General features: G+C 45.9%; 21 protein-coding genes and 2 pseudogenes. 11 read left to right on the forward strand and 12 right to left on the reverse strand.

All coding sequences use genetic code 11. The features are described 5' to 3' along the window. Positions 1-172 precede the first annotated feature (172 nt). From O9324_RS15535 to O9324_RS15545, 3 genes are all read right to left on the reverse strand, one after another. Positions 173-442: a hypothetical protein gene (locus O9324_RS15535; RefSeq protein ID WP_288140646.1), complete on the reverse strand. Its 270-nt coding sequence runs from the start codon at positions 440-442 to the stop codon at positions 173-175. 50 nt (positions 443-492) lie between these two features. Then, positions 493-1,521 carry a PstS family phosphate ABC transporter substrate-binding protein gene (locus O9324_RS15540; RefSeq protein WP_288140647.1) on the reverse strand — a complete coding sequence of 343 codons (1,029 nt, stop codon included), beginning with the start codon at positions 1,519-1,521 and terminating at the stop codon, positions 493-495. A 621-nt stretch (positions 1,522-2,142) separates the two neighbouring features. After that, positions 2,143-3,660 carry a tetratricopeptide repeat protein gene (locus tag O9324_RS15545; RefSeq protein WP_288140648.1) on the reverse strand — a complete coding sequence of 506 codons (1,518 nt, stop codon included), beginning with the start codon at positions 3,658-3,660 and terminating at the stop codon, positions 2,143-2,145. Between the two features lie 42 nt (positions 3,661-3,702). Here O9324_RS15545 and O9324_RS15550 point away from each other — a divergent pair, with 42 nt between their 5' ends. Further along, on the forward strand, positions 3,703-3,948 hold the full coding sequence (locus tag O9324_RS15550) for a hypothetical protein (RefSeq protein WP_288140649.1): 246 nt from the start codon (positions 3,703-3,705) through the stop codon (positions 3,946-3,948). A gap of 9 nt (positions 3,949-3,957) precedes the next feature. Here the strand turns inward: O9324_RS15550 and queF are convergent, their stop codons facing one another. After that, positions 3,958-4,353 (reverse strand): preQ(1) synthase, encoded by a 396-nt coding sequence (gene queF / locus O9324_RS15555; RefSeq protein WP_002732669.1) that lies wholly within the window; start codon positions 4,351-4,353, stop codon positions 3,958-3,960. A gap of 229 nt (positions 4,354-4,582) precedes the next feature. Here queF and O9324_RS15560 point away from each other — a divergent pair, with 229 nt between their 5' ends. The 4 genes from O9324_RS15560 to O9324_RS15575 all read left to right on the forward strand — a co-directional run bounded on the left by O9324_RS15560 (position 4,583) and on the right by O9324_RS15575 (position 7,706). Then, complete coding sequence (locus tag O9324_RS15560) at positions 4,583-5,764, forward strand: M20 family metallopeptidase (protein ID WP_288140650.1); 1,182 nt, start codon at positions 4,583-4,585, stop codon at positions 5,762-5,764. Between the two features lie 142 nt (positions 5,765-5,906). Next, entirely contained in the window at positions 5,907-6,371 is a 465-nt protein-coding gene (locus O9324_RS15565) for an MEKHLA domain-containing protein (protein ID WP_271947715.1), read from the forward strand. A gap of 133 nt (positions 6,372-6,504) precedes the next feature. Beyond that, positions 6,505-7,206, forward strand: coding sequence for an orotidine-5'-phosphate decarboxylase (gene pyrF, locus O9324_RS15570; RefSeq protein ID WP_002768045.1), 702 nt, complete (start codon positions 6,505-6,507; stop codon positions 7,204-7,206). Next, the gene (locus tag O9324_RS15575) at positions 7,170-7,706 is read left to right on the forward strand and encodes a hypothetical protein (RefSeq protein WP_288140651.1); all 537 of its coding nucleotides are present in this window, start codon (positions 7,170-7,172) and stop codon (positions 7,704-7,706) included. The genes pyrF and O9324_RS15575 overlap by 37 nt, the downstream gene beginning before the upstream one ends. On the opposite strand, the gene prmC is transcribed toward O9324_RS15575, so the two are convergent. The 3 genes from prmC to O9324_RS15590 all read right to left on the reverse strand — a co-directional run bounded on the left by prmC (position 7,703) and on the right by O9324_RS15590 (position 10,213). Continuing rightward, positions 7,703-8,587 carry a peptide chain release factor N(5)-glutamine methyltransferase gene (prmC, locus tag O9324_RS15580; protein ID WP_288140652.1) on the reverse strand — a complete coding sequence of 295 codons (885 nt, stop codon included), beginning with the start codon at positions 8,585-8,587 and terminating at the stop codon, positions 7,703-7,705. The two genes, O9324_RS15575 and prmC, sit on opposite strands and share 4 nt — an antisense overlap. A gap of 5 nt (positions 8,588-8,592) precedes the next feature. Beyond that, on the reverse strand, positions 8,593-9,390 hold the full coding sequence (locus O9324_RS15585; protein WP_004161739.1) for a Tic22 family protein: 798 nt from the start codon (positions 9,388-9,390) through the stop codon (positions 8,593-8,595). A gap of 388 nt (positions 9,391-9,778) precedes the next feature. Continuing rightward, a complete protein-coding gene (locus tag O9324_RS15590) occupies positions 9,779-10,213 on the reverse strand; it encodes a hypothetical protein (RefSeq protein WP_002733588.1) in 435 nt (144 codons plus the stop codon). A 196-nt stretch (positions 10,214-10,409) separates the two neighbouring features. On the opposite strand from O9324_RS15590, the gene mtnA reads away from it, so the two are divergent. Further along, positions 10,410-11,471, forward strand: coding sequence for an S-methyl-5-thioribose-1-phosphate isomerase (gene mtnA / locus O9324_RS15595; RefSeq protein ID WP_288140653.1), 1,062 nt, complete (start codon positions 10,410-10,412; stop codon positions 11,469-11,471). Positions 11,472-12,550: 1,079 nt separating this feature from the next. Next, positions 12,551-13,264, forward strand: a complete 714-nt coding sequence (locus O9324_RS15600; RefSeq protein WP_288140654.1) for a response regulator — start codon at positions 12,551-12,553, stop codon at positions 13,262-13,264. Between the two features lie 52 nt (positions 13,265-13,316). Here O9324_RS15600 and O9324_RS15605 read toward each other — a convergent pair whose 3' ends face one another. Together O9324_RS15605 and O9324_RS15610 are read right to left on the reverse strand one after the other, a co-directional pair. Further along, complete coding sequence (locus O9324_RS15605; RefSeq protein WP_002740086.1) at positions 13,317-14,318, reverse strand: phosphoribulokinase; 1,002 nt, start codon at positions 14,316-14,318, stop codon at positions 13,317-13,319. A 170-nt stretch (positions 14,319-14,488) separates the two neighbouring features. Then, positions 14,489-14,629 (reverse strand): annotated as a pseudogene (locus O9324_RS15610) (RNA-guided endonuclease TnpB family protein); the annotation flags it as partial. A gap of 252 nt (positions 14,630-14,881) precedes the next feature. On the opposite strand from O9324_RS15610, the gene ahr reads away from it, so the two are divergent. Then, the gene (ahr, locus tag O9324_RS15615; protein WP_287630108.1) at positions 14,882-15,886 is read left to right on the forward strand and encodes an NADPH-dependent aldehyde reductase Ahr; all 1,005 of its coding nucleotides are present in this window, start codon (positions 14,882-14,884) and stop codon (positions 15,884-15,886) included. Positions 15,887-15,914: 28 nt separating this feature from the next. Next, positions 15,915-16,733: a Uma2 family endonuclease gene (locus O9324_RS15620; protein WP_287630109.1), complete on the forward strand. Its 819-nt coding sequence runs from the start codon at positions 15,915-15,917 to the stop codon at positions 16,731-16,733. Between the two features lie 125 nt (positions 16,734-16,858). Here the strand turns inward: O9324_RS15620 and gifA are convergent, their stop codons facing one another. From gifA to O9324_RS15635, 3 genes and pseudogenes are all read right to left on the reverse strand, one after another. Continuing rightward, complete coding sequence (gene gifA, locus O9324_RS15625; RefSeq protein ID WP_002771911.1) at positions 16,859-17,059, reverse strand: glutamine synthetase inactivation factor IF7A; 201 nt, start codon at positions 17,057-17,059, stop codon at positions 16,859-16,861. A 219-nt stretch (positions 17,060-17,278) separates the two neighbouring features. Then, a complete protein-coding gene (locus tag O9324_RS15630; RefSeq protein ID WP_002771909.1) occupies positions 17,279-17,866 on the reverse strand; it encodes a hypothetical protein in 588 nt (195 codons plus the stop codon). A 249-nt stretch (positions 17,867-18,115) separates the two neighbouring features. Further along, a pseudogene (locus O9324_RS15635) lies at positions 18,116-18,211 on the reverse strand (transposase); the annotation flags it as partial. A gap of 43 nt (positions 18,212-18,254) precedes the next feature. Between O9324_RS15635 and O9324_RS15640 the strand changes: the two are divergent. Both O9324_RS15640 and O9324_RS15645 read left to right on the forward strand, forming a co-directional pair. Then, positions 18,255-19,772, forward strand: a complete 1,518-nt coding sequence (locus tag O9324_RS15640; protein WP_288140655.1) for an NAD(P)H-hydrate dehydratase — start codon at positions 18,255-18,257, stop codon at positions 19,770-19,772. Positions 19,773-20,230: 458 nt separating this feature from the next. Beyond that, positions 20,231-22,036, forward strand: coding sequence for an aspartate kinase (locus O9324_RS15645; RefSeq protein ID WP_288140656.1), 1,806 nt, complete (start codon positions 20,231-20,233; stop codon positions 22,034-22,036). The last annotated feature ends 331 nt before the right edge of the window (positions 22,037-22,367 follow it).

The raw sequence follows: 22,367 nt of genomic DNA on the forward strand, positions 1-22,367 counted from the left end.
TCTAGGGGTGGAGGGTTCCCATTGCCCTATCCTCTTTTCCCGGTCTACCGATTTGTCTGCGCCGTCAGTTGTACTGAACTTCGCTCGTTAGGCTGTCTGAATCCATCGTCACGGGTGGGTCATTGACCACCACTATATTAACACATTCAAGCCGTCGTAGAACGACGGGGTTTCAGACCCAAAATTTCTGATGACGCAGGTATTGGGCGCGGATGGCTTGCTCGTCGGGGTTGTTGGCTACTACTGCCAGTTGCACATAGGTGGGATAGTAGCGACAGAAGGTGTAAATCCCACTGTCATCGATGCCCTGCTTGTTCGGTAAAAATCGTTCGCACTGAGGGATGATTTCGACGGGATAGCCGAAAATCTGGACAAAACTGGGAGTAGCAGTCCTCTGGGTGCGCCCAATCAAGCGCACACTCAGTATGAGAAACGTTGTCATGAAAATTGCTCAAATTCACTTTAACCTAGATTTGTAGAAGTTTAGTTAAATTATCTCAAGGGAACAAAACCGGCTTTTTTAATTAATTCCTGTCCTTGATCGGTTAATAGTAAATTAGCGTAAGCTTCCCCCGCTTGTTCGTCTAATTGACCATTTTGTTTGATAATAACAAAAAGACGACGGGTGATCGGGTATTCTCCCTTTTGAAAAGCTAGTTCATTCAGTTGATTACGCTTCTGGGGACATTGGGAAGACGGGATCGAAGGTTCTTGATAGGGGGCAACTAATTTATTTTCGCTTTTACCGAGGGGTAAAGTTTTAATTCCACACTGGGGAACTACTTCCGGTGCAGAAGCATAGTAAATTCCTCCCAGATTTTGGGAAACTTTTCTGAGAGCGGGAGTCGTACTATAAACGTACTGAATATTATCCCCAAAATCGGCTTTTTCTAAAACCTGATCGATAAAAAATTCCACGGTTCCCCCATCTTCCTTGCGTCGGGAATAGGGAATAATGGCTAAATTAGGTCCGCCCACTTGCCGCCAATTGCGAATTTTTCCTGTATAAATATCTTTTAACTGGGTGATTGTTAGACCGGAAACTGGTAAATCGGGATGAACTGCGATCGCAATTCCATCGATAGCCACGGGAACCTCTTTTAAAGTCAATCCCCGTTGTTGAGCGCGTTGTATTTCCTCATCTTTGAGCGATCGAGATGCTTGGGAAAAAGCCAATTGATTCTCGATTAACATCCGAATACCGCTGCCGGTGCCGGGGGTTCCCGCAGTGGGATCGGTATAGACGAGGCGAAATTTCGGCCAGACTTGCTGGATAATAAAGTCCACTTCCTTGCGAATCGGGGCCCAAGTGGTACTTCCCCCGTAGTTAAATAATCCTTCTGGGACATTTTTAACTGCACCTAAAGTTTCAGAAATTTGATTATTCGAGGAGGAAGAATTAGATCGATCATTGAGATTGGGAAAGGTTTTGTTGAGCAACCACCAAGCAATTCCTCCTAAAAGTGCCGATGTCACCATAACCGTCAACAGCAGGGGAAGAATTTCGTTTTTCTGGGACATAAAATCAGAACCACGATTCGGACTACTTTAATGATAATCCCAGCTTTTTTTAACGACCCTAACTTTTACAATTCTGTCGGTTTGTGCCAAGCTCTCTTGTAGGTTGGGTTGACGCAAGGAAACCCAACTATAGACCCAAGGAAACCCCACAAAAAGCCATGAGAAGCGATCGCCTATTCAGACGGATTGAGGTGTTGGCTGTTGGGTTTCTAACTGGGATTGGTGCGTTACGCTAACGAAGAGCGCACCCTACACGCTCTCTTTTCGGTTGGGTTGACGCAAGGAAACCCAACTATAGACCCAAGCAAACCCCACAAAAAGCCATGAGAAGCGATCGCCGATTGAGACGGATTGAGGTGTTGGCTGTTGGGTTTCTAACTGGGATTGGTGCGTTACGCTAACGAAGAGCGCACCCTACAGGCTCTCTTGTAGGTTGGGTTGACGTAAGGAAACCCAACTATAGACCCAAGCAAACCCCACAAAAAGCTATGAGAAGCGATCGCCGATTCAGACGGATTGAGGTGTTGGCTGTTGGGTTTCGCTTCCCCCTAAAATTGAGAGGTTTTCTTTAACCTATTGATTCGCTCAACCCAACCGACGGACTCAACCCAACAAAAAGGACTAGACCGCGCCTAATTTCCGCAGGAATTCCATAACCGCTTCATATAACGCCGCGTTTCTTTGCTGGCGGGACAGTTCGGCGGCTTGTCGCAAATCTCTGATCGCTTTTTCCCTTTCTAGTCGATAGTAATAAAGAACCCCCCGATTGTAGTAAGCCGTTGCGTTTCGGGGATTAATGTTGAGCGCCTGATTGTAATCGGACAGGGCGAGGTCGGATTTCCCCTGTCCGTAGTAAAGAAACCCGCGATTGTTGTAAGCCGGGGCTAATCGGGGATTAATGTTGAGCGCCTGATTGTAATCGGACAGGGCGAGGTCGGGTTTCCCCGGATCGTCGTAAAGAGACCCGCGATTGTTGTAAGCTTCGGCGAAGCGGGGATTAATGTTGATCGCCTGATTGTAATCGGACAGGGCGAGGTCGGGTTTTCCCTGTCCTTTGTAAAGAAACCCGCGATTGAGGTAAGCCTCGGCGTATCGGGGATTAATGTTGAGCGCCTGATTGTAATCGGACAGGGCGAGGTCGGGTTTTCCCTCTTCGTAGTAAAGAAGCCCACGATTGAGGTAAGCATCGGCGTATCGGGGATTAATGTTGAGTGCCTGATTGAAATCGGACAGGGCGCGGTCGGGTTTCCCCTGTTCGTAGTAAAGAACCCCCCGATTGTTGTAAGCCAGATCCAATCGGGGATTAATGTTGAGCGCCTGATTGTAATCGGACAGGGCGAGGTCTGGTTTCCCCTGTTCGCGGTAAAGAGACCCGCGATTGTAGTAAGCCGTTGCGAATCGGGGATTAATGTTGAGCGCCTGATTGTAATCGGACAGGGCGAGGTCGGGTTTCCCCTGTTTGTCGTAAAGAAGCCCGCGATTGTTGTAAGCCAGGGCGAATCGGGGATTAATGTTGAGCGCCTGATTGTAATCGGACAGGGCGAGGTCGGGTTTCCCCTGATCGTAGTAAAGAAACCCGCGACCGTAGTAAGCTTCGGCCAATCGGGGATTAATGTTGAGCGCTTTGTTGAATTCAGCGAGGGCGAGGTCGGGTTTTCCCTGTTGTCGGTAAAGAAGCCCGCGATTGCTGTAAGCCAGAGCGAATCGGGGATTAATGTTGAGTGCCTGATTGAAATCGGACAGGGCGAGGTCGGGTTTCCCCTGTACGCCGTAAAGAAACCCGCGATTGTTGTAAGCTTCGGCCAATCGGGGATTAATGTTGATCGCCTGATTGTAATCGGACAGGGCGAGGTCGGGTTTCTCCTGTTGTTCGTAAAGAAACCCGCGATTGAGGTAAGCCTCGGCGTATCGGGGATCAATGTTGAGCGCTTTGGTAAATTCAGCGAGGGCGAGATCGTATTTTTTCTGTTGGATGTAGCCAACTCCCCGGTTATAGTGGCCGATCGCGTCTTGATTGTTCCCTTGAGCGATCCGGGTTTCGGCTGGTTGTCGGCTCTCTAGCGCCATGACGGGGCGAACAGTCGCGAGGGTGGAAAGGCTGATTAGGCTAAGGGTGGTAAGAAGGGCAAAGGATTTCATGGCTAGTTCCTCACTGGGGATGGTTTTAAATTCTACTTAGGGTTGGCTGAAAAAGTTTTTCCTGAGCTCACGGCCGAAGCCTCTTGCCTCATCTCAATAAGCAATTTAAATGCGCGGGCAGTTTACCTAGCAGCAGTCAAAGGCAATCAACCAACTCTTAACGATAAGATTCAAGCTCTAAGTATAGAGGAAAATTTTAAAATAAGTATTGAAAACAAGGACAGCAAAAAACTTGAACAACAAAAACTAGAACAGCAAGGGATGGGAGCAACCCCATCCCCAAACTAGACAATTATGCTATTCTTTTTTATACATCACCTCCACCACGGTATGTACGTTACCTCTGGGATGAAAATCCCCCTTAACTTTCATTTGCAAGGGTTCGCAAGCCGCTACCAAATCATCTAAAATTTGGTTAATTGCTTCTTCGTGGGAAATATAACGATCGCGATAACTATTAATATAAAGTTTAATCGCCTTTAATTCCATCACCTTTTGATCGGGAACGTAGCTAAGATAAATAGTGGCAAAATCGGGATAACCGGAAAAGGGACACTTACAGGTATATTCTGGCAGAGTAATATGAATATCATAATTTCTGCCGGGGCGTGGATTGGGGAAAGTAATTAATGTTCCTTCGGCAATTTCTCTTTCCCCGTACTTAACTTCAATTTTTTCGGAAGACTGAACCATGTTTTTTTCCTAACTAGACAATGTTTTCTATCATAGCTGGAATATTCTCTCGAGAGGCGTTACCGAATCAAGAGATGAATAGTAACTCCCGTATCCTCTTGACAAATTAGCTTAGTCCTAGGTTGAAAGAATGCCGAGAAGACAGTTGAGACTGAAAATCAGCCAGACCCAACTTTTCAGGTAAAAAATGCTCTATGATTAACCCTAAAGATACTGTAAAACTGGTTTCATGCTCTCCGAGATTAAAAACATAGCCGAGAGTCTCGCACCCCGATTAGTGGAGATTCGCCGCCACATTCACGCGAATCCAGAGTTAAGCGGGCAAGAATATCAAACTGCCGCTTATATTGCCGGGGTTTTGTCTTCCTGTGGTCTATCGGTGCAGGAAGCGGTGGGAAAAACGGGCGTTAAGGGAGAATTGGCGGGAAAAGGCAGTGATCGAAGGATTTTAGCTATCCGGGCCGATATGGATGCCCTACCAATCCAAGAAAAGACCGATTTAGACTTTGCTTCGCGTAAACCGGGGATTATGCACGCCTGCGGTCACGATGTTCATGCTACCGTCGGTTTAGGGGCGGCGATGGTGCTTTCCCGTCTCTCGGAACCTTTGGGGGGAAAAATACGCTTTCTCTTTCAACCAGCAGAGGAAATCGCCCAGGGGGCCAGTTGGATGATCCGGGAGGGGGTGATGCGGGATGTCAGCGCCGTTTTCGGGCTGCACGTTTTCCCCTCGATTCCGGCCCGATCGATCGGGGTTCGTTACGGGGCCTTAACTGCAGCTGCCGACGATCTGGAGATTTTTATTCAAGGAGAATCGGGCCACGGGGCCCGGCCCCACGAGGCGATCGATGCTATCTGGATCGCTTCGCAAGTAATCACCACTTTGCAACAGGCAATTAGTCGGACTCAAAACCCCTTGCGTCCCATTGTCCTCACCATCGGCCAGATTAGCGGTGGTCGCGCCCCCAACGTCATCGCCGATCAGGTACGCATGGCAGGAACAGTGCGATCGCTGCACCCCGAAACCCACGCCCATCTCCCGGAATGGATCGAAAGTTTGGTCACGAATGTCTGTAGCACATATAACGCTAAATGTCAAGTAAATTATCGCCGGGGCGTGCCATCGGTACAAAATGACCAATTTTTAACCCGGTTAGTCGAAGAAGCTGGTTTAGAAGCTTGGGGACAGGATCGGGTTTTAATTCTCTCGGAACCCTCCATGGGGGCCGAGGATTTTTCCCTTTATTTGCAACAGGCCCCGGGGACAATGTTCCGTCTGGGAGTGGGTTCTCCTCACCTCCTCAATCCCCCTCTTCACCATCCGGAATTTTTAGTGGATGAGTCGGCAATTCTCACGGGAGTGATTACTTTAGCCTACGCAGCCTATAAATATTGGCAAAGGGAAGATTAAGTGGGTGGGTGGAATTAAATATAAGATGAACGTAGGTTGGGTTGAAGCATGAAACCCAACACCCGCAAGGGTTACGCTACCGCTAACCCATCCTACCAATAATTGTGCCTCCCTACTTAAACCGGTTTTTCAAGATAATTTTATGGAAATTTGGGAAGATTTAGCTATTATAGCTTGGACGGAATTGCTGCTGGATAGTTATGAACAATTAATCGGGCGATCGCTTTTACCCCGGATCGGTACTGGCAAAGAACAGAGTAAAATGCTCTTTTATGCCCCTTTTGTCCTAGTTTCCCACGGTACACAAACTAATCCGATCTTTAACTATGGTAATCGCACCGCCCTCGATCTCTGGGGTTTAACTTGGCCAGAATTATTAGCAACTCCTTCGCGAGCAACGGTACAGGGAGAGGAACCCGCCCAAGAACGCCAAAAAATGCTAGATTTAGTCAAAAAACAAGGCTACATCAACGATTATCACGGCGTAAGGATCACGAAAAACGGTCAACTATTTCGCATTGAAAAAGCGATCGTTTGGAATATCATCGATCGTGATGGCATTTACTGCGGACAGGCTGCCACTTTTGCCGATTGGATTTTTCTCTGATTTAAGCTGTACTGCCTTTAAACTCCGTCCCCACTTCCCCACTTCCCCACTTCCCCACTTCCCCACTTCCCCACGTCCCCACTTCCCCACTTCCCCACACCCCACTCCCCACTCCCCACTGTATCGCCCAAATATGACCAACTCAGACCGAATTATTGTTCCTCTCGATGTGCCGGATTTAGAACAAGCGATCGCACTCCTTGATCTGTTGCCGGAAGTCAATTTTTGGAAAGTGGGACTAGAATTATTTGTCAGTAGCGGTGCAGAGATTCTGGCGCTTCTGCAAGAAAGACAAAAAAAGATCTTTCTCGATCTCAAATTCCATGATATTCCCAATACGGTCGCCGGGGCCTGTCGTTCAGCTAGTCGCTATCAAGTGGATTTACTCACCCTGCACGCTACGGCCGGACGGCAAGCACTGACGGCGGCTAAGGGGGCAATATCTGACCTGCTATCGCCGCCAAAACTTCTCGCTATCACCGTTTTAACCAGCCTTAACGCCAGGGAATTAGCCCTCGACCTCAAAATTCCCCTAGAACTATCGGAATATGCCTTAAATCTGGCATTATTGGCCAAGGAATCGGGAATTGATGGGGCGGTTTGTTCTCCCCAAGAAGTGGCGCAATTGCATCGCGTCTGTGGAGAGGATTTTCTCTTAGTTTGCCCCGGAGTTCGTCCCTCCTGGTCAAGCAAAGGGGATCAAAGTCGGGTGATGACTCCGGCCCAAGCGCTTAAAGCTGGGGCTGATTATCTAGTAATTGGACGACCGATCACCGGTGCCGAGGAGCCAAAAATAGCATGGGCAAAAATTTGTCACGAATTAGCCGATATTTAGGGGTATTACTGGTTATTTTAGGGATTAACTTCCCAGCAGTTAGTCGTCCTCTTTCTAGCTGTCCGGAGGATTTAAATCTTTTAGTTGATCGCCTCTTGTCAGATTTACCCGGTTATGCTAATCGAGTTATTACCCGTTCCCAAATCGATCAAAAATTATCTACACCGGTTTTTGTGATTATTGCCGGTCGTCCCGAATTTGCACCTCTACCTTTAAGTGCTAGTCAATATTCTGGTCAAATTGCCGATGACACTCAACAGGTTTTTTTTACAACTTTAGAGCGTCAGTATGGCAAAAATCGCTCTGTCACTCTCCAGAATTATCACTGGTTATTTTTAACTAAAACTGGGGAAGGATGGCGATTAGTGACGATTTACAGTCAATTAGCTGCCCTTGAACCCGCTCAAGTCCCCTTACCTCCCCTAGAAACCAGTCAAGGGACCATCGGCCAAGCGGTGCGTCTCTGGCTGCGGGACTGCGAAGCGGGTGCATTGCGCTAAATTCGCTCGGCCAAAACAAAGCGATCGAAACCTGCTAGGTCGTTAATAATCTGAATTTGTCGATAATTGCCCTGATTTTCCAGCATTTGCGCTACTTTTTCCCCTTGACCGGCTCTCATTTCCACTAGCCAAAGGCCTCCCGATCGCAGATAATCGGGTGCAGTGGCCACTAGATATTGAATTGACTGTAATCCGTCTTCACCCCCATCGAGGGCCAAACGGGGTTCATGTTCCCGCACTTCAATTTGTAAGTCGGGGATTTCTGCACTGGGAATATAGGGAGGATTGGACAGCATCCCGCTAATCTGTCCCTTCCACTTCTCTAGGGGTGTCCACCAAGAACCCTGTTTTAAGATAATTCTGTCGGCAAAACCCGTATTGATGATATTTTCTTTGGCGATCGCTAAAGCCGTTGGACTGTAATCAGTAGCATATATTGCCGCTTTTGTCAAGATACTGGCTAAACCAATAGCGATCGCACCGCTACCGGTTCCCAGATCTACCCAGATTCCCCCGTCGTCTCCTCTGACGGTTTCGCCAACAATATCGATTAATAACTCGGTTTCGGGACGAGGAATTAAGACCCCTGGGGAGACTTTCAGGGTAAAATCACGCCAGACCACCGATTCGAGCAAATACTGCAAGGGAACCCTTGCTTGCAGGCGTTTTTGCCAGCGTTTAGTAATTTCCGACCAAGAATAACTCAAGGGGATTTTTTCTCGTTCGCGAAAGGATTGTAAGCGCAGGGAAAGAGTATCTAAATCTGTCACTGCTTGCAGAAATATATCCACTTCCTTGGCAGATAGTTGCGCTTGCGCTAAATCAGCGATCGCCTGTTGCCGCCATTGACTTAATTCTTGACCGGAAATACTAGCAGTCACAAGGCTTAACGATTGGGGGCGGGGGGATTATTGGTATTATTAGGGCGTGGCTGATTTGCCGGGGGTTGGTTGGGAGCCTTTTGGTTACTATTTGCCCGAATAAAATCAATCGTTTCTTGACTAGGATAGAGGAGAATTTTAGTTAAAGCTTCATCGTTGCTTTGTTGTAGGGTGGCGATGACATTTTCTAGGGGAATAACATCAATTTTCACCGTGGCTGCTTCGGCGGGATTAGCTTTTTTATATTGTTCTACCATTTGCAAAGCGGCGGCTTTTTCAAAGAAGAAAGGAATAAAATCCTGATTATTGCGATTGATCACCAGAAAATTACTCTCTTTTCCTGCTTTCGGCACAAATAAAGGTACACCACCTTGATACTGTTGACCTCTTTCACTGAGCAGTTTTTTCGCCGATTCTACTTCCGACTCTTTGGGAACAAAATCGATAATTAAACGATTTTGATCGGTTTGACTGGTTTGCATTTTATAGACTTGTGCCAAGGAAACGGGCTGAACTTTAACTTTGCTGGCCACTTCAGGATTCTCTTTTTTCAGTCGTTCAAAAAAGTTTTGTGCGTCCTGCTTACTAATAAAAACCCCCGTGAATTTCTGTTCTTTTTCTCCTACGGCAATTAGGGGAACTCCTTGATCATCGGCAATAGCGAAGACAGGTACAGACTGCAAGGTTTTGACGATTTGTTCTTCCGGTAAAGCGAGTGCTTTAGAATAGCTGCCCAGCAGCGAAGTCAACATTGTCGTTCCTACTAAACCAAGAGTTGCCGTCCAACGAATGAGAGATTTCATCAAAATAATTACCTCGTTATTACTATTAACCAATATTTGCCGTTAATCTGAACTATATCGTCTGCTTAACTCCTCCGATCAGGAGTTTTCTGATGAATAACCAGCCCCAAAAGTTCCCTTTATTGGCTTGGTTCTGAACTATCATAGCTAAAAAGATCCGCACTTGGTGAGATGAGGTGGCAGCGTCGGCCCGGAAACAGGAACAATTTACGCGCTGATCTGGGAAATAATAGGGATTAATTAGATTTTTTAAGCTAAATTCTCAGAAAAAATCCCTTTAGCTCTGGTTTAAGCTGGCTTTTACCCTAATAAGCACCAACTTGAGATCAAAAGGCATCCTTTTGTCTGAATCAGTTAGTCAACCGGCCACCTCTTGATCTTGGCACTACTAATGACTTTCCGAGAGATGGTGCGGATGGGCGATCGCTAACCGCAGCCATTGATAGGAAACTAGATTTAAAATCAGTCCGATGATCAATAAAATTGCCATGAGAGCGATTTGATACCAGGCGATCGGTCTGACCAAAAGATCGGCGATTAGATGGGCTAAATTCAAGACAGAATAGAGAATTGTCAGCCAGAAATGGACTTTTCTCAAGGAGCGACTTTCGCTAAAATTGACCCCGATAATCGCTAACATTGGCAGCAAAAAAAAGAGCAACATTCCCCAGAAAATCGGATCGAGATTGCTGGTTTGATGGCTCTCGACGATCGATTGACCATGGAAAAGCGGCATTAAACCCAGTTGGGTGTGAAATAGGGTTCCCAAGAGGAATGTTGTCCAGAGAGCTGCAATTTTTTCGGGATATTTCGCTGTTTTCACGGTAATTATCCTCGGAATTAGTTAATATAAAAGCTCGGACTAAGTGAGAAAGTATTCTTCAATTTTTCCTAGTCACTTATTTATACATTATAAAAAAAGTTTCTGTATTTAAAATTACTTTTTACAAAAAAACACAAAGTAGAGAAAGCCCGCTGCTATACTGGTAAATTTGGCTAATTCTCAATCTAAAAATGTTATGACCACAACCACCCCCGAGAGTAACTCAATCTATCCCGTGCGTTGGCAAGATAATAAAGTCTGGCTGATCGATCAAACCCGTTTACCGATGGAGTATAAGGAAATTGAGATCACCAGCAGTGAAGCCATGGCCCGGGCGATCGAAACGATGATTGTCCGCGGCGCTCCGGCGATCGGGGTAGCGGCTGCATACGGTATGGTTTTAGGAACGCAGGAAATTAAAACTGACCAGAAAGAGGAATTTCTGGCTGATTTAACTAGAATAGCCGATCGATTAGCGCAAACCCGGCCCACGGCGGTGAATTTATTCTGGGCGATCGAGCGAATGTTAAAAGTGGCCCAGGAAAGTGGCCCAGAAGTGGCAATAATTACCAAAAATCTCCTTGAAACTGCCCACAATATCCAAAAAGAAGACGTGGAAACCTGTCGGGCGATCGGTCATCATGGTTTATTGGCGCTGCCGGAGCAACCGGAAAAACTGACAATTTTAACCCACTGTAATACTGGTTCCCTAGCCACGGCCAGTTATGGTACTGCTTTAGGGGTAATTCGTTCCGCTTGGACGGCGGGTAGATTAATACAAGTGTATGCAGACGAAACCCGGCCAAGGTTGCAAGGGGCAAAATTAACCGCCTGGGAATGTGCGCGGGAGGGAATTCCCGTCACCGTGATCACCGATAGCATGGCGGCCCACTGTATGCAGCAAAAACTGATCGATGCGGTGATTGTTGGGGCCGATCGCATTGCGGCCAATGGGGACACGGCCAACAAAATCGGCACCTATTCCCTGGCAGTGGTGGCAAAAGCTCATAATCTGCCTTTTTATGTGGCTGCCCCCCTATCGACGGTGGATTTTTCCCTTAAGGATGGTACGGGGATACCGATCGAACAGCGCGATAGTGCCGAAATTTATCAGGTGGGGACGACAACCCTTTGCCCTAGAAATGTTAATTTTTATAACCCCGCCTTCGATGTTACTCCGGCCGCTTTCATCACCGCTATCATTACCGAAAAAGGAGCGGTAACGCCGGCTGAATTAATTTTTTTACAGGACTCCTAGGGGGTGAGCTTTTTCCCTACTGATACCATTTTTATCTGGATTGGGGACTTGCGCTTTGATAATGTACCTTTTGGGCGAACGCAGTTCGCCCCTACATTGTGGACAAAATCCGTTACTGTAGGGGCGCAAAGCTTGCGCCCTCCGATCGATTGGGATATTATTCCCACGCAAGTCCCTTGGCACAGTGGGGAAAAATTCTGCCTCAATCCAATTGGAGGTGACGGCCAAGGAGAAAATGGGTAAGATCACTATTGACAAATAAACCAAAATGGCGTACCACGATAACATCAATAAATATAATGATTAAAATTTACTTTTATCTATAGTTAAACATTATTATTCAGTTAATAATCCTAATTAATTTCCAAATGTATCCTTTTTGTTGACTTAAAATATTTTTGTTGAGAACGTAGGTTGGGTTGAAGCATGAAACCCAACGCCGGCATGGGTTACGCTACCGCTAACCCATCCTACAAATAATTTTGCCTCCTTGCTTAATAATCCTAATGAGTCTCCAAATGTATCCTTTTTTGAACGAAAATGCCTAAGTCCCAATAGGCTAAAAAATTAATTAAACCAGAGCTTGGTTCTATTCTAGGAAAATCCAAGCAGCTCAAAGATGTATTCTTCTTAAAATTATCTTGGCTCTTCTCGACTTTGTGTGATAATTTTTGCCAATGAAATTCTGAAATGTTTACTGGGAAAGACTTTTAGGGCTATTTTGTTAAATAAATAAACTATTATTATAGACCTCGTTTCCACACAGAAACCAGAAAAGCCAAATCCTTGCATAATCGAGATTTGCATGATATTATAAAAAAATAATTAAAGCAGAAAAATCTGGGTAAATTGGGGTAGATTTGAGTAGATTTTAGGGGAGGCTAAGTATATTGGCAATCTCTGCTTTTAGTAATTAGAAATAAAATCAACCGGAAAAAGGGGATTGCCGAATGAAGAATAAGAAAGCGGAATTCAGAGAAGGAGGAAGGGAGTGAAGTCAATGTTAAGGAGCGGCTCTAATAATCGAAAAGCCAAAATTAGCAAATCATCGCCTAATTCGGCGAAACTGGTCAAAAAATATGGATAAAGTCCGGGTTATCGTTGTAGAAGATCACGATTTAACCCGCATGGGCTTAGTGACGGCTCTCCAGCATCGGGAAGGTATTCAAGTGGTAGGGGAAGCGATCAGTGGATTACAGGGACTGAAACTGCTAGAGGAGACTAAACCCGATGTGGCGATCATCGATATAGGTTTACCCACGATCGATGGGATCGAGTTAGTGCGACGCTTCCAACAAAATCGGGGCGAAGACAGCTTGGCCACGAAAGTCCTCATGCTAACCATGCACAAAACCCCAGAACTGGTTTTAGCGGCTTTTGCTGCTGGGGCTGATTCCTACTGTATGAAGGATATTAGCGTCGATAAATTAGTTGAGGCGATTTATTCCACCCAGGAAGGCAATCCCTGGATCTATCCTGCGATCGCCAATATTGTCCTGCAACAAGTGCGCCAAAAAGTTCCCGTGGGTGGGGCTGCCGGGGCGAAAACAGTGGCAATTCACGGCGTTGACCGGGAATGTCGTCAATTATTGGAAAATGCGCCCCTAACGGGACGAGAGCTAGAAATTCTCGTTCTGATTGTTGCGGGTTACAGTAACGCTCAGATTGCCGGCCGACTCTATATCACCATCGGCACGGTGAAAACCCATGTCCGCAATATCTTAAATAAACTCTCTGTGGATGATCGCACTCAAGCGGCAGTGCTGGCCCTGCGATCGGGATTAGTGGCTTAAAAAAAACCGGCACCCTAACCATATAGGATGCCGGTTCGGTCAAAACTAAAAACTAGACTGACGCTGCCACTTTTGCTTCGGCTGCCATTAGTTTTTCGTAGGTTTCACGCATTTTGAGACCGACTAACACCTGGAATAAACCCGTACCATTGGTAGAACCGGGATAATCCTTGTGTTTGAGCAGTAATTCGGTCATTTCACCGTAGTATTTAGTGCCGGTTTTGCTCAAATGGCTTTCGATGTAGATCATTTCTTCCAGGTTATCGAATTGACCATCTAGTTCCAGAATCGACACTTCATTCCCCAAGAAGCCATCCGGACCATAGTAGAGTTTAATACCGGGATAAGTGCAGGTCAATTTACGACCACAGGGCCGCCAATCGATGGTGGAACCTTCATCAAACAGATAAGCGGGTTCAAAGTTTTCTACCCCTTCTTTCTGGATTAAACGGACCCGCAGTAATTTACTTTCGTGATCTTCAAGTAATTTGGTGGGCAGCACTTGAATCACCACGTCAGCGTACTGTCTTTGGGGGTCGATATAGGCACTGAAATCGGGTTTTCTAGAATTAATGGCCGCCATGACATCATCATAGGTGTGACCGCGCTCGGCCATATCCCGTTGAATTTTCCAGTTAACTTTGACTTCATCGCTAATATCGAGATAAACGCTGAAATCTAATAGGGACCGGACTCGTTCATCATATAAGGGGTGCAGTCCCTCGATCACGATTACCTTATTCGGTTCGATGATTTCGGGGGGATCGATCATCCCCGTTTCATGATTATAAATAGGTTTATTAATGGCTTGACCTCCCTTAAGAGCTTTAATCTGCTCATACATCAGGTCAAAGTTATTCGCTTTCGGATTGAGTGCGGTGACACCCACCTCTTTTCTCTGTTTGCGATCGAGGCAATGGTAGTCATCTAAACAGATCACTGTCATAAACTCGGCCCCGAATAAATCGGTCAAACGACGTAAAAAAGTAGACTTCCCACAACCGGAGTCCCCAGCTACACCGATTAGAACCACGCGCTCTGGCTTATTGGCCATAGTTTCCCTCTAAATACACGACTAATTGTTAACCCATAGTAGTAATTAAACCAGACTCTGGATCCAGCAGCACCCCGCCGCCACAAATTTCTGCTGCTGACAGGTTCGGCAAGAGTCTCACGCTAGATTGACATCCTCGCCGCCGTAAAACGGACGGCGATTCCCAAACCTCACGATTTGGGTTTCTGCTTCTTTCCCTTGCGGGGTTCCGCACCTGCCTTAACAGATTTACTCTGTTCTGGTCTTATGGTCGCTCTACAGACTGACACCGCAAGCCCTGCGGCCAAAATGTTTTTACTAGCGTTAACATCTCCGCAAGGGGCGGGCGAGCGGTCTATACACAAGAGTAACCCAAAACCAGTAATTTTGCTGATGCTGCCAGTTAGCGATCGCCTCCAGCTATTCTTAAAATTCCCGTTTTTAAGATTTTTTTTAATCATCACGAGCGGACTTCCTTGATGTTGATGTCCCTAGCAGTGGAATTATCGCCAAATCTTCTGAACCCGAATTTTCGTTCAATTTGGGTTAAGATAACCAATAAACCCATTCTAGAGGACTTAATCATGATTAGAGCCTATGCTGCCCGAGAAAAAGGGGGAAAACTAGAGCCTTTTGACTACGATCCGGGTATATTAGCGGATGAAGATGTAGAAATCGCGGTGGAATATTGCGGCATCTGCCACAGTGACCTAAGTATGCTCGATAACGATTGGGGACTGACCACCTATCCCTTTGTCCCCGGTCATGAGGTGGTCGGTACGATCGCCGCTCTTGGTGCTAAAGTCAAAGAGTTAAAATTAGGGCAAAGAGTCGGTCTTGGTTGGTTTTCCCGTTCCTGTTCCACCTGTGAAACTTGTATGTCAGGGGATCAAAACCTTTGTGCTACTGCCGAAGGAACTATCGTCGGTCGCCATGGCGGTTTTGCCGAAAGAGTCCGGGCCCATCATAGTTGGTTAGTTTCCTTACCGGAGCAGTTGGATGCGGCCAAAGCTGGCCCGCTTTTCTGTGGTGGCATTACCGTCTTTAATCCGATTGTTCAATTTGATATTAAACCCACGGACCGAGTTGGTGTCATTGGTATTGGTGGATTGGGCCATATAGCCTTAAAATTCCTCAAAGCTTGGGGCTGCGAAGTAACCGCTTTTTCCAGTAGTCCCGACAAAGAAACAGAAGCAAAAGAACTAGGTGCGACTCATTTTATCAATTCCAGAGACCCCGAAGCCTTGCAATCGGTACAAAATTACTTCGATTTCATCATCTCTACCGTTAACGTTAATCTCGATTGGGGTCTTTATATCGCCTGTTTACGTCCCAAAGGTCGTCTGCACATTGTTGGGGCTGTTCTTGAACCCATGGCTACCTATGCTTTTCCCTTGATTATGGGTCAAAAATCGATTTCTGGTAGTCCTTTGGGTAGTCCCAGTACCATTAATAAAATGATCGAATTTGCCTCTCGCCATGGCATTGAACCGGTGACAGAAACCTATCCTATCTCCCAGGTGAATGAAGCCATGGAAAAATTGCGAACCGGACAACCTAAATATCGCCTCGTCTTACAAATAAAATAAAACCATCTCTATCCCGGACGTAACCCCGATGACTCAACCCCTCACTCCTCCAGTTATCGATTGGGAAGAACCTCCCATTCCCCCGGAAGACTTGATTTTTGATGATGGAGAACCTTTGGAAACGCACCGTCACCGCAAGGCCATGAATGTCTTAATCGATTCTATCGAACAAGCCTATCAGGATCGAGAAGACTTTTTTGTTGGCGGTAATATGTTTATTTACTTTAGCCGTGAGCGGGTTTTTAATAAAGATTTTCGTGGGCCCGATTTTTTCGTTGTCCTCGATATCGATGGTAGTTATAAACGACAAGGATGGGTGGTTTGGAACGAAAACGGACGTTATCCCGATGTGATCGTGGAATTAATGTCAGAAAGCACCGCAAAAATCGATTTAACTACCAAAAAAAACCTCTATGAGCGGACTTTTCGCTGTTCCCAATACTTCGTTTATAATCCCTTTGATGCCACTTCCCTGCAAGGTTGGGCTTTAGACCAAAATCAGTGCTATCAAGAAATTATTCCCGACCAGCGCGGTTGGTTATGGTGTCAACGTTTGGGATTATGGTTAGGAGTCTGGATGGGCAGCATCCAACGAGAAGAAGCCCCTTGGCTGCGTTTTTATGACCTAGACGGCAATTTAATTCTCCTACCTGCGGAATTAGCCGAAATCGAACGTCAGAACGCTGAAATTGAACGTCAGAATGCTGAAATCGAACGTCAGAATGCTGAAATTGAACGTCAACGGGCCAGGGCAGCCTCTCAACAGGCTGAAAGCGAACGTCAACGGGCGGAACGTTTAGCAGCGCAATTACGGCAATTAGGCATAAATCCCGATGAAACCCCGTAATCGGCCCAAGACTGACCCCTATCTCTAAAAACCGAAAGCCCACACCTTCCGATCTCGGTTTGTGTGGGCTGATTGTTCACTTAATTCTAAGATTGAAAGCTGACACTTTGGCGAAATCTCAGAGCCTAACTCAGAGTAGCACCAGAGCGATCATAAGTTTGGGAAGAGAAGTCGGCCGAGAAGCGACGTTGAACGGTTTCCCCGTGGCCATTGTCATTGTCAATACCGATTTCAGAAGCACTTCTGCCTAACATCGATTGTTGACGATTTTTGACGGCGTGGTGGTGACGCATCATTAAGGCACGAGCTTGTTGTTCTGTGGACATAATCATTTCCTCCGATCTGCAAATCGCATTTTGAACTTTTTTAATCACCCACTAATATATATAACATACAATTCTGTATCTATTTTTACAAAATGCCCTAATCCCAGAAAAATTAACAAAACTTTACAATAGGAGGCAGGGGACAGGGGGCAGCTTTATTCTCCCCACTTCCCCACTTCCCCACACCCCACACCCCACACCCCAAGACATCAATCGTCCTCAGACCTTAATCGAACTAGGTTCATCGACGGCGGCGATAATGCGATGACAACCGGAAAAGGGTTGCGCCCATTGATACTGGTGTTCTAAAGGATTACCCCAACAGAGACCGAGATATAATTCTGTGCGCGCCACATCTAATTCCGCCCATTCGGACTGGGCGACTAATTCGGCTAGAGAATCGGCAGAAATGGGACGACGGGAGTTAAGTGCCCACCAAAAATTCATATTAGGGGTGATACTGTCCCAAAACTCTAAAACCGAGGCTTTGGAAGCCATGAGAATTTCCTTGTCACCCTCCACGGCAACTAATTGATTATGAATTTCGGGATAACGGAGAGTGCGATCGCCCCATTGACAAACACGCCAGATAATACCCGAAACCTGATATTGTTGTTGATAATCATGAACTTGGCGGCGAAAATCCTGATAGGCGAAGACTTTGCCCACCTTTTCTAGATTGATCGCCTTGGCAATCACCGGATTATCAATGCGCTCCGCCGGGGAGAGTAACAGACGTTCCCCTTTGCAAGTGGCGTGCATTTCTCGCTCGAGGATTTCAATTAACTGCTGTGTCGAGTAAGCCATACTACCGCTCTTACCTGAGAGAGGATTTCTCTTTATGATAAAATAATTTAGTAATTAGGGTTGGCTGAATAAATCTAAAAACCTTGTTGGATAAGACTTTTAGACTTTTTTGACCTCAAAAAGTGCCAGCCGAGAGTGATCGGGGCGAAAATTCCGGGACTTTTTCCCTGAAAATTGGGTAATTGACCGTCTGAAAATGGGTAAAACCCTACACCCCCCTGCCCCCCCGAAAAACTTTTTGCCGCAAACCCTAATTAAGCGACTACTAACTGTTTTAAGGTTAGCAATTAACTTGGATAAAGCGATGTCAGGCTTGTAATCAATAATCAGGTGAACGTAATCCGAAAAAAAGTGATCTAGACCTGTTAACAGGCAATTTATCCCTCGAATGAGCTACAATTATCGGTCAAACGTGGTTAATAGCGAGCAGATGCGTCGCATTGAAGGGGCGATTTTTGCCTCCGGTATGCCTGTGGCTGCTTTGATGGAAAAGGCAGCCCTGTTAACGGCACAAAAGTTTAAAAAGTCCTATTCTTTGGCTGATTTCCCCAAAATCGGTGTTATCGTTGGCCCTGGTCACAATGGCGGCGACGCTCTCGTGATTGCTAGAGAATTACATCTCGCCGGTTATCAAGTATCTCTTTTTTGTCCGATCGCCAAACTCAAGGATTTAACAGCACAACAGGCTAATTATGTCAAGCATTTAGGCTTAATTTTTCAGAAAACTTTAGAATCTTTGCAGGATTGTCAGTTAATTATCGATGGTCTTTTCGGTTTTGGTTTAGAAAGGACTTTATCGGGAGATATTGCCGAATTGGTCGATAAAATTAATAGTTGGCAAAAACCGATAATTAGTATCGATATTGCTTCGGGAATTCACACCGACACCGGAGAGGTTTTAGGCACAGCAATTAAAGCCACTCATACCTTTTGTTTGGGACTCTGGAAGCGAGCTTTTTTACAAGATGTAGCCCTACCCTATCTAGGCAAAGTGGAGTTAATTGATATAGGAATTAGTCCCCTTGACCTAGAAACAATTTTACAAGATTCACCGCCAATTCTGAGAGTTAATCCCGATCTAATTCGCCCTTATTTACCTTTACCCCGTCCTCTACTTACCCATAAATATCAGCAGGGACATTTATTAATTATCTGTGGTTCTCGTCGTTATGCAGGGGGGGCAATTCTCGCCGGATTAGGAGCGCGAGGTAGTGGTGTGGGAATGCTTTCTATTGCCGTTCCTGCTGCCCTCAAATCTTTATTAATTAGTCATTTACCAGAAGCATTAATTATCGATTGTCCCGAAACTGCCACGGGAGCTATTGCCGAACTTCCCCTCGAATTAAATAATTATCATGTCCTCGCTTGTGGCCCTGGATTAACCACAGAAAATCCCGCTATTATCGAACAGGTTTTAGATAGTGATAAGCCGATTATACTTGATGCCGACGCTTTAAATATTTTGGCTCAATTGGGCATAGAAAAATTATCATATCGCCAGAATAAGACAATTTTAACGCCTCATTGGGGAGAATTTAAACGCTTATTTCCTAACTTATCAGGTTCTCAAGATAGGATTAATATCGCTCAAGAAGCATCTCGACAAAGTGGTGCAATTGTCTTATTAAAAGGAGCCAGAACTATAATCGCCTCCCCGGGCGGTAAAATGTATATAATCCCCGAAAGTACCTCCGCTCTAGCGCGAGGTGGTAGCGGTGATGTCCTAACAGGATTAATCGGCGGATTCTTAACCCAAATGCCGGATCATCCCCCAGAAGCAACCGCATTAGCGGCTTATTTACACGCTCAGGCCGGCATTTTAGCGGCCAAAGAAAGGACAGAATTAGGAGTAGATGGAGTAACTTTAGCTAATTATTTATTTGCTGCCCTGAAAGGTTTAAATTAAACTCCGGGGGGAAACACCCGCAACCCGAAAACCGAGTAAAATAGATCAGGGATTAAGTAGGTAGGTGTTAAAAATTGTCAGATTTCCCCCTTATCAAGGGTAGGGTTGATTCATGAATCAACCCTACTATGAATTAACCCTAGGATTAAGGGGGGATCAGAATTGATAATTTTTACTGTATCTAACATTAAAATATCTTTCATAATACCCACCAAACCTAAGAGAGCCAAAACATTATTAATAGCATAAGTGTACTGTATTTAAACTGAGTAGGGAGATTTTAGTACAAATGCTCGGACTACCTCAACCTAGCTCCGGCTCTCCCTTCTCCGGTGCAGTCTTAAGGATAGTCGGCATTTGATAAAACATAAGGAATGTTAACCAAAACCACTTAACGTTAAGGAATTTTGATAAGTTGGAGATTGAACAAAGATAGAAAGTCTCTAGCGCTGACAACTATGGCTGTAATTGTCCAAAAATACGGTGGTACATCGGTAGGTTCCGTGGAACGCATTCAATCGGTCGCTCAACGGGTCAAAAATACGGTAATAGCAGGAAACACCGTGGTGGTGGTCGTTTCTGCCATGGGTAAAACCACCGATGGATTGGTCAATTTAGCCAAACAAATCGCCGCCGAACCCTCGCGCCGGGAGATGGATATGTTATTATCCACGGGGGAACAGGTGACGATCGCCTTGATGAGTATGGCCCTAGAGGAAATCGGACAACCGGCCATCTCCCTAACCGGCGCTCAAGTGGGAATTGTCACGGAATCCGAACATAGTCGGGCCCGTATTTTAGAAATTAAAACCGATCGCCTCTCCCGGCATCTATCGGAGGGTAAAGTAGTTGTGGTTGCCGGTTTTCAAGGTGTCAGCGATAGTGATCAACTAGAGATTACCACCCTGGGGCGCGGTGGTTCCGATACCTCGGCCGTGGCCCTAGCAGCCGCCTTAAAAGCCGATTTTTGCGAAATTTACACCGATGTACCCGGTATTCTCACCACTGACCCCCGTTTAGTCCCCGAAGCGCGTCTTTTAGACGAAATTACCTGCGATGAGATGCTCGAATTAGCCAGTTTAGGGGCGAAAGTTCTCCATCCGCGAGCGGTGGAAATCGCTAAAAATTTCGGGGTTCCCCTGGTTGTCCGCTCCAGTTGGACCGATGAGCCGGGTACTTGGGTGACATCCCCGGCACCGAAACCGCGTACCCTGCAAGGATTGGAATTAACAAAAGCAGTGGATGCGGTGGAATTTGAGGGTAATCAGGCGAAAATCGCCCTTTTACGGGTTCCGGATCGTCCCGGCATCGCTGCCCGTTTATTCGGGGAAATTGCCCATCAACAGGTGGACGTGGATTTAATTATTCAATCGATTCACGAGGGTGACAGCAACGATATCGCCTTTACGGTGATGGGAAATGCCTTGAAAAAAGCCCAATCCGTGGCCGAAGCGATCGCACCGGTTTTACGTTCCCATCCCACTAATACAGAGGAAGCGGAAGTGATTATCGAATCCGGGGCCGCTAAAATCGCCATTACCGGCGCCGGTATGATCGGCCGGCCGGGGATTGCCGCCCAAATATTTAGCACTTTGGCCGCTGCGGCAATTAATATCGAAATGATTTCCACTTCTGAAGTAAAAGTCAGTTGTGTCATCGATGAAGCGGACGGAGAAAAAGCAATTAAAGTCCTTTGTGATGCTTTTCAAGTGGAGTATTCTGCTAAAGTTGCTAATCGCGAAATCCCTAAAAATTTAGTCCCAGTCAGGGGAGTGGCCCTAGATAATAATCAGGCACAAATGGCCATTCGTAACGTCCCCGATCGCCCCGGGATGGCGGCGAGAATTTTCTCGGTTTTAGCGGCAAAAAATGTCAGTGTCGATATGATTATTCAATCCCAACGCTGTCGCATTGTCGATGGTATTCCCCGACGGGATATCGCTTTTACTTTGCCCCAAGCTGATGCTAATTTAGCCCAAAAAATCCTTTTAGAACTATCGGAAAGTTTGGGTTTACAGGAAGTGGTGGTTAATAATGATGTGGCGAAAGTGAGCATTGTTGGTTCGGGAATGGAAGGACAACCGGGGGTAGCAGCACGCTTTTTTGAAGCTTTAGCAAAGGAGAAAATTAATATTTTAATGATTGCTACTTCTGATATAAAAATCAGTTGTGTGGTAAATCAGGAAGATGGAGTCAGGGCCCTACAAGTGGTTCACGCCGCTTTTGGATTAGCCGGACAGGGTAAAATTGAAGTACCCGCCTAAATGAAATTACAAGTTCTATGATGGGGGTAAGAGTTGTTTAATTGCTGGCAACTTAACCCCCAAAAACCCTATAATAAAGTTAACCCTCATCACCCCGATTTTATCTATGGAACCGATAACAGTGGCGACAATTGTTGCTTTGGTATTTCAGACTACTGTAGAAAAATTTACCGAAGCTGCTCTAGAAAAAATGGCTCAACTGGAGTTGAGGGGGAAAAGGTATAATAGAGATACAGAGTTGGAGGTAAGACCATGGACTGGCACCTTGACCGTTTGCTTAAACTACCGGACATGACTGTCGTTAAAGTTCAAGAAATAGAAGGCTTAATAT

This window comes from Microcystis sp. LE19-84.1B (assembly GCF_027531875.1).
GTDB lineage: Bacteria > Cyanobacteriota > Cyanobacteriia > Cyanobacteriales > Microcystaceae > Microcystis > Microcystis panniformis.

Bases quoted from the DNA above. Each gene is read 5' to 3' on its own strand.
- O9324_RS15535 (WP_288140646.1), bottom strand. From the start codon at position 442: ATGACAACGTTTCTCATACTGAGTGTGCGCTTGATTGGGCGCACCCAG.
- O9324_RS15540 (WP_288140647.1), bottom strand. From the start codon at position 1,521: ATGTCCCAGAAAAACGAAATTCTTCCCCTGCTGTTGACGGTTATGGTG.
- O9324_RS15545 (WP_288140648.1), bottom strand. From the start codon at position 3,660: ATGAAATCCTTTGCCCTTCTTACCACCCTTAGCCTAATCAGCCTTTCC.
- queF (WP_002732669.1), bottom strand. From the start codon at position 4,353: ATGGTTCAGTCTTCCGAAAAAATTGAAGTTAAGTACGGGGAAAGAGAA.
- O9324_RS15560 (WP_288140650.1), top strand. From the start codon at position 4,583: ATGCTCTCCGAGATTAAAAACATAGCCGAGAGTCTCGCACCCCGATTA.
- O9324_RS15565 (WP_271947715.1), top strand. From the start codon at position 5,907: ATGGAAATTTGGGAAGATTTAGCTATTATAGCTTGGACGGAATTGCTG.
- pyrF (WP_002768045.1), top strand. From the start codon at position 6,505: ATGACCAACTCAGACCGAATTATTGTTCCTCTCGATGTGCCGGATTTA.
- O9324_RS15575 (WP_288140651.1), top strand. From the start codon at position 7,170: ATGGGCAAAAATTTGTCACGAATTAGCCGATATTTAGGGGTATTACTG.
- O9324_RS15585 (WP_004161739.1), bottom strand. From the start codon at position 9,390: ATGAAATCTCTCATTCGTTGGACGGCAACTCTTGGTTTAGTAGGAACG.
- mtnA (WP_288140653.1), top strand. From the start codon at position 10,410: ATGACCACAACCACCCCCGAGAGTAACTCAATCTATCCCGTGCGTTGG.
- O9324_RS15600 (WP_288140654.1), top strand. From the start codon at position 12,551: ATGGATAAAGTCCGGGTTATCGTTGTAGAAGATCACGATTTAACCCGC.
- O9324_RS15605 (WP_002740086.1), bottom strand. From the start codon at position 14,318: ATGGCCAATAAGCCAGAGCGCGTGGTTCTAATCGGTGTAGCTGGGGAC.
- ahr (WP_287630108.1), top strand. From the start codon at position 14,882: ATGATTAGAGCCTATGCTGCCCGAGAAAAAGGGGGAAAACTAGAGCCT.
- O9324_RS15620 (WP_287630109.1), top strand. From the start codon at position 15,915: ATGACTCAACCCCTCACTCCTCCAGTTATCGATTGGGAAGAACCTCCC.
- gifA (WP_002771911.1), bottom strand. From the start codon at position 17,059: ATGTCCACAGAACAACAAGCTCGTGCCTTAATGATGCGTCACCACCAC.
- O9324_RS15630 (WP_002771909.1), bottom strand. From the start codon at position 17,866: ATGGCTTACTCGACACAGCAGTTAATTGAAATCCTCGAGCGAGAAATG.
- O9324_RS15640 (WP_288140655.1), top strand. From the start codon at position 18,255: ATGAGCTACAATTATCGGTCAAACGTGGTTAATAGCGAGCAGATGCGT.
- O9324_RS15645 (WP_288140656.1), top strand. From the start codon at position 20,231: ATGGCTGTAATTGTCCAAAAATACGGTGGTACATCGGTAGGTTCCGTG.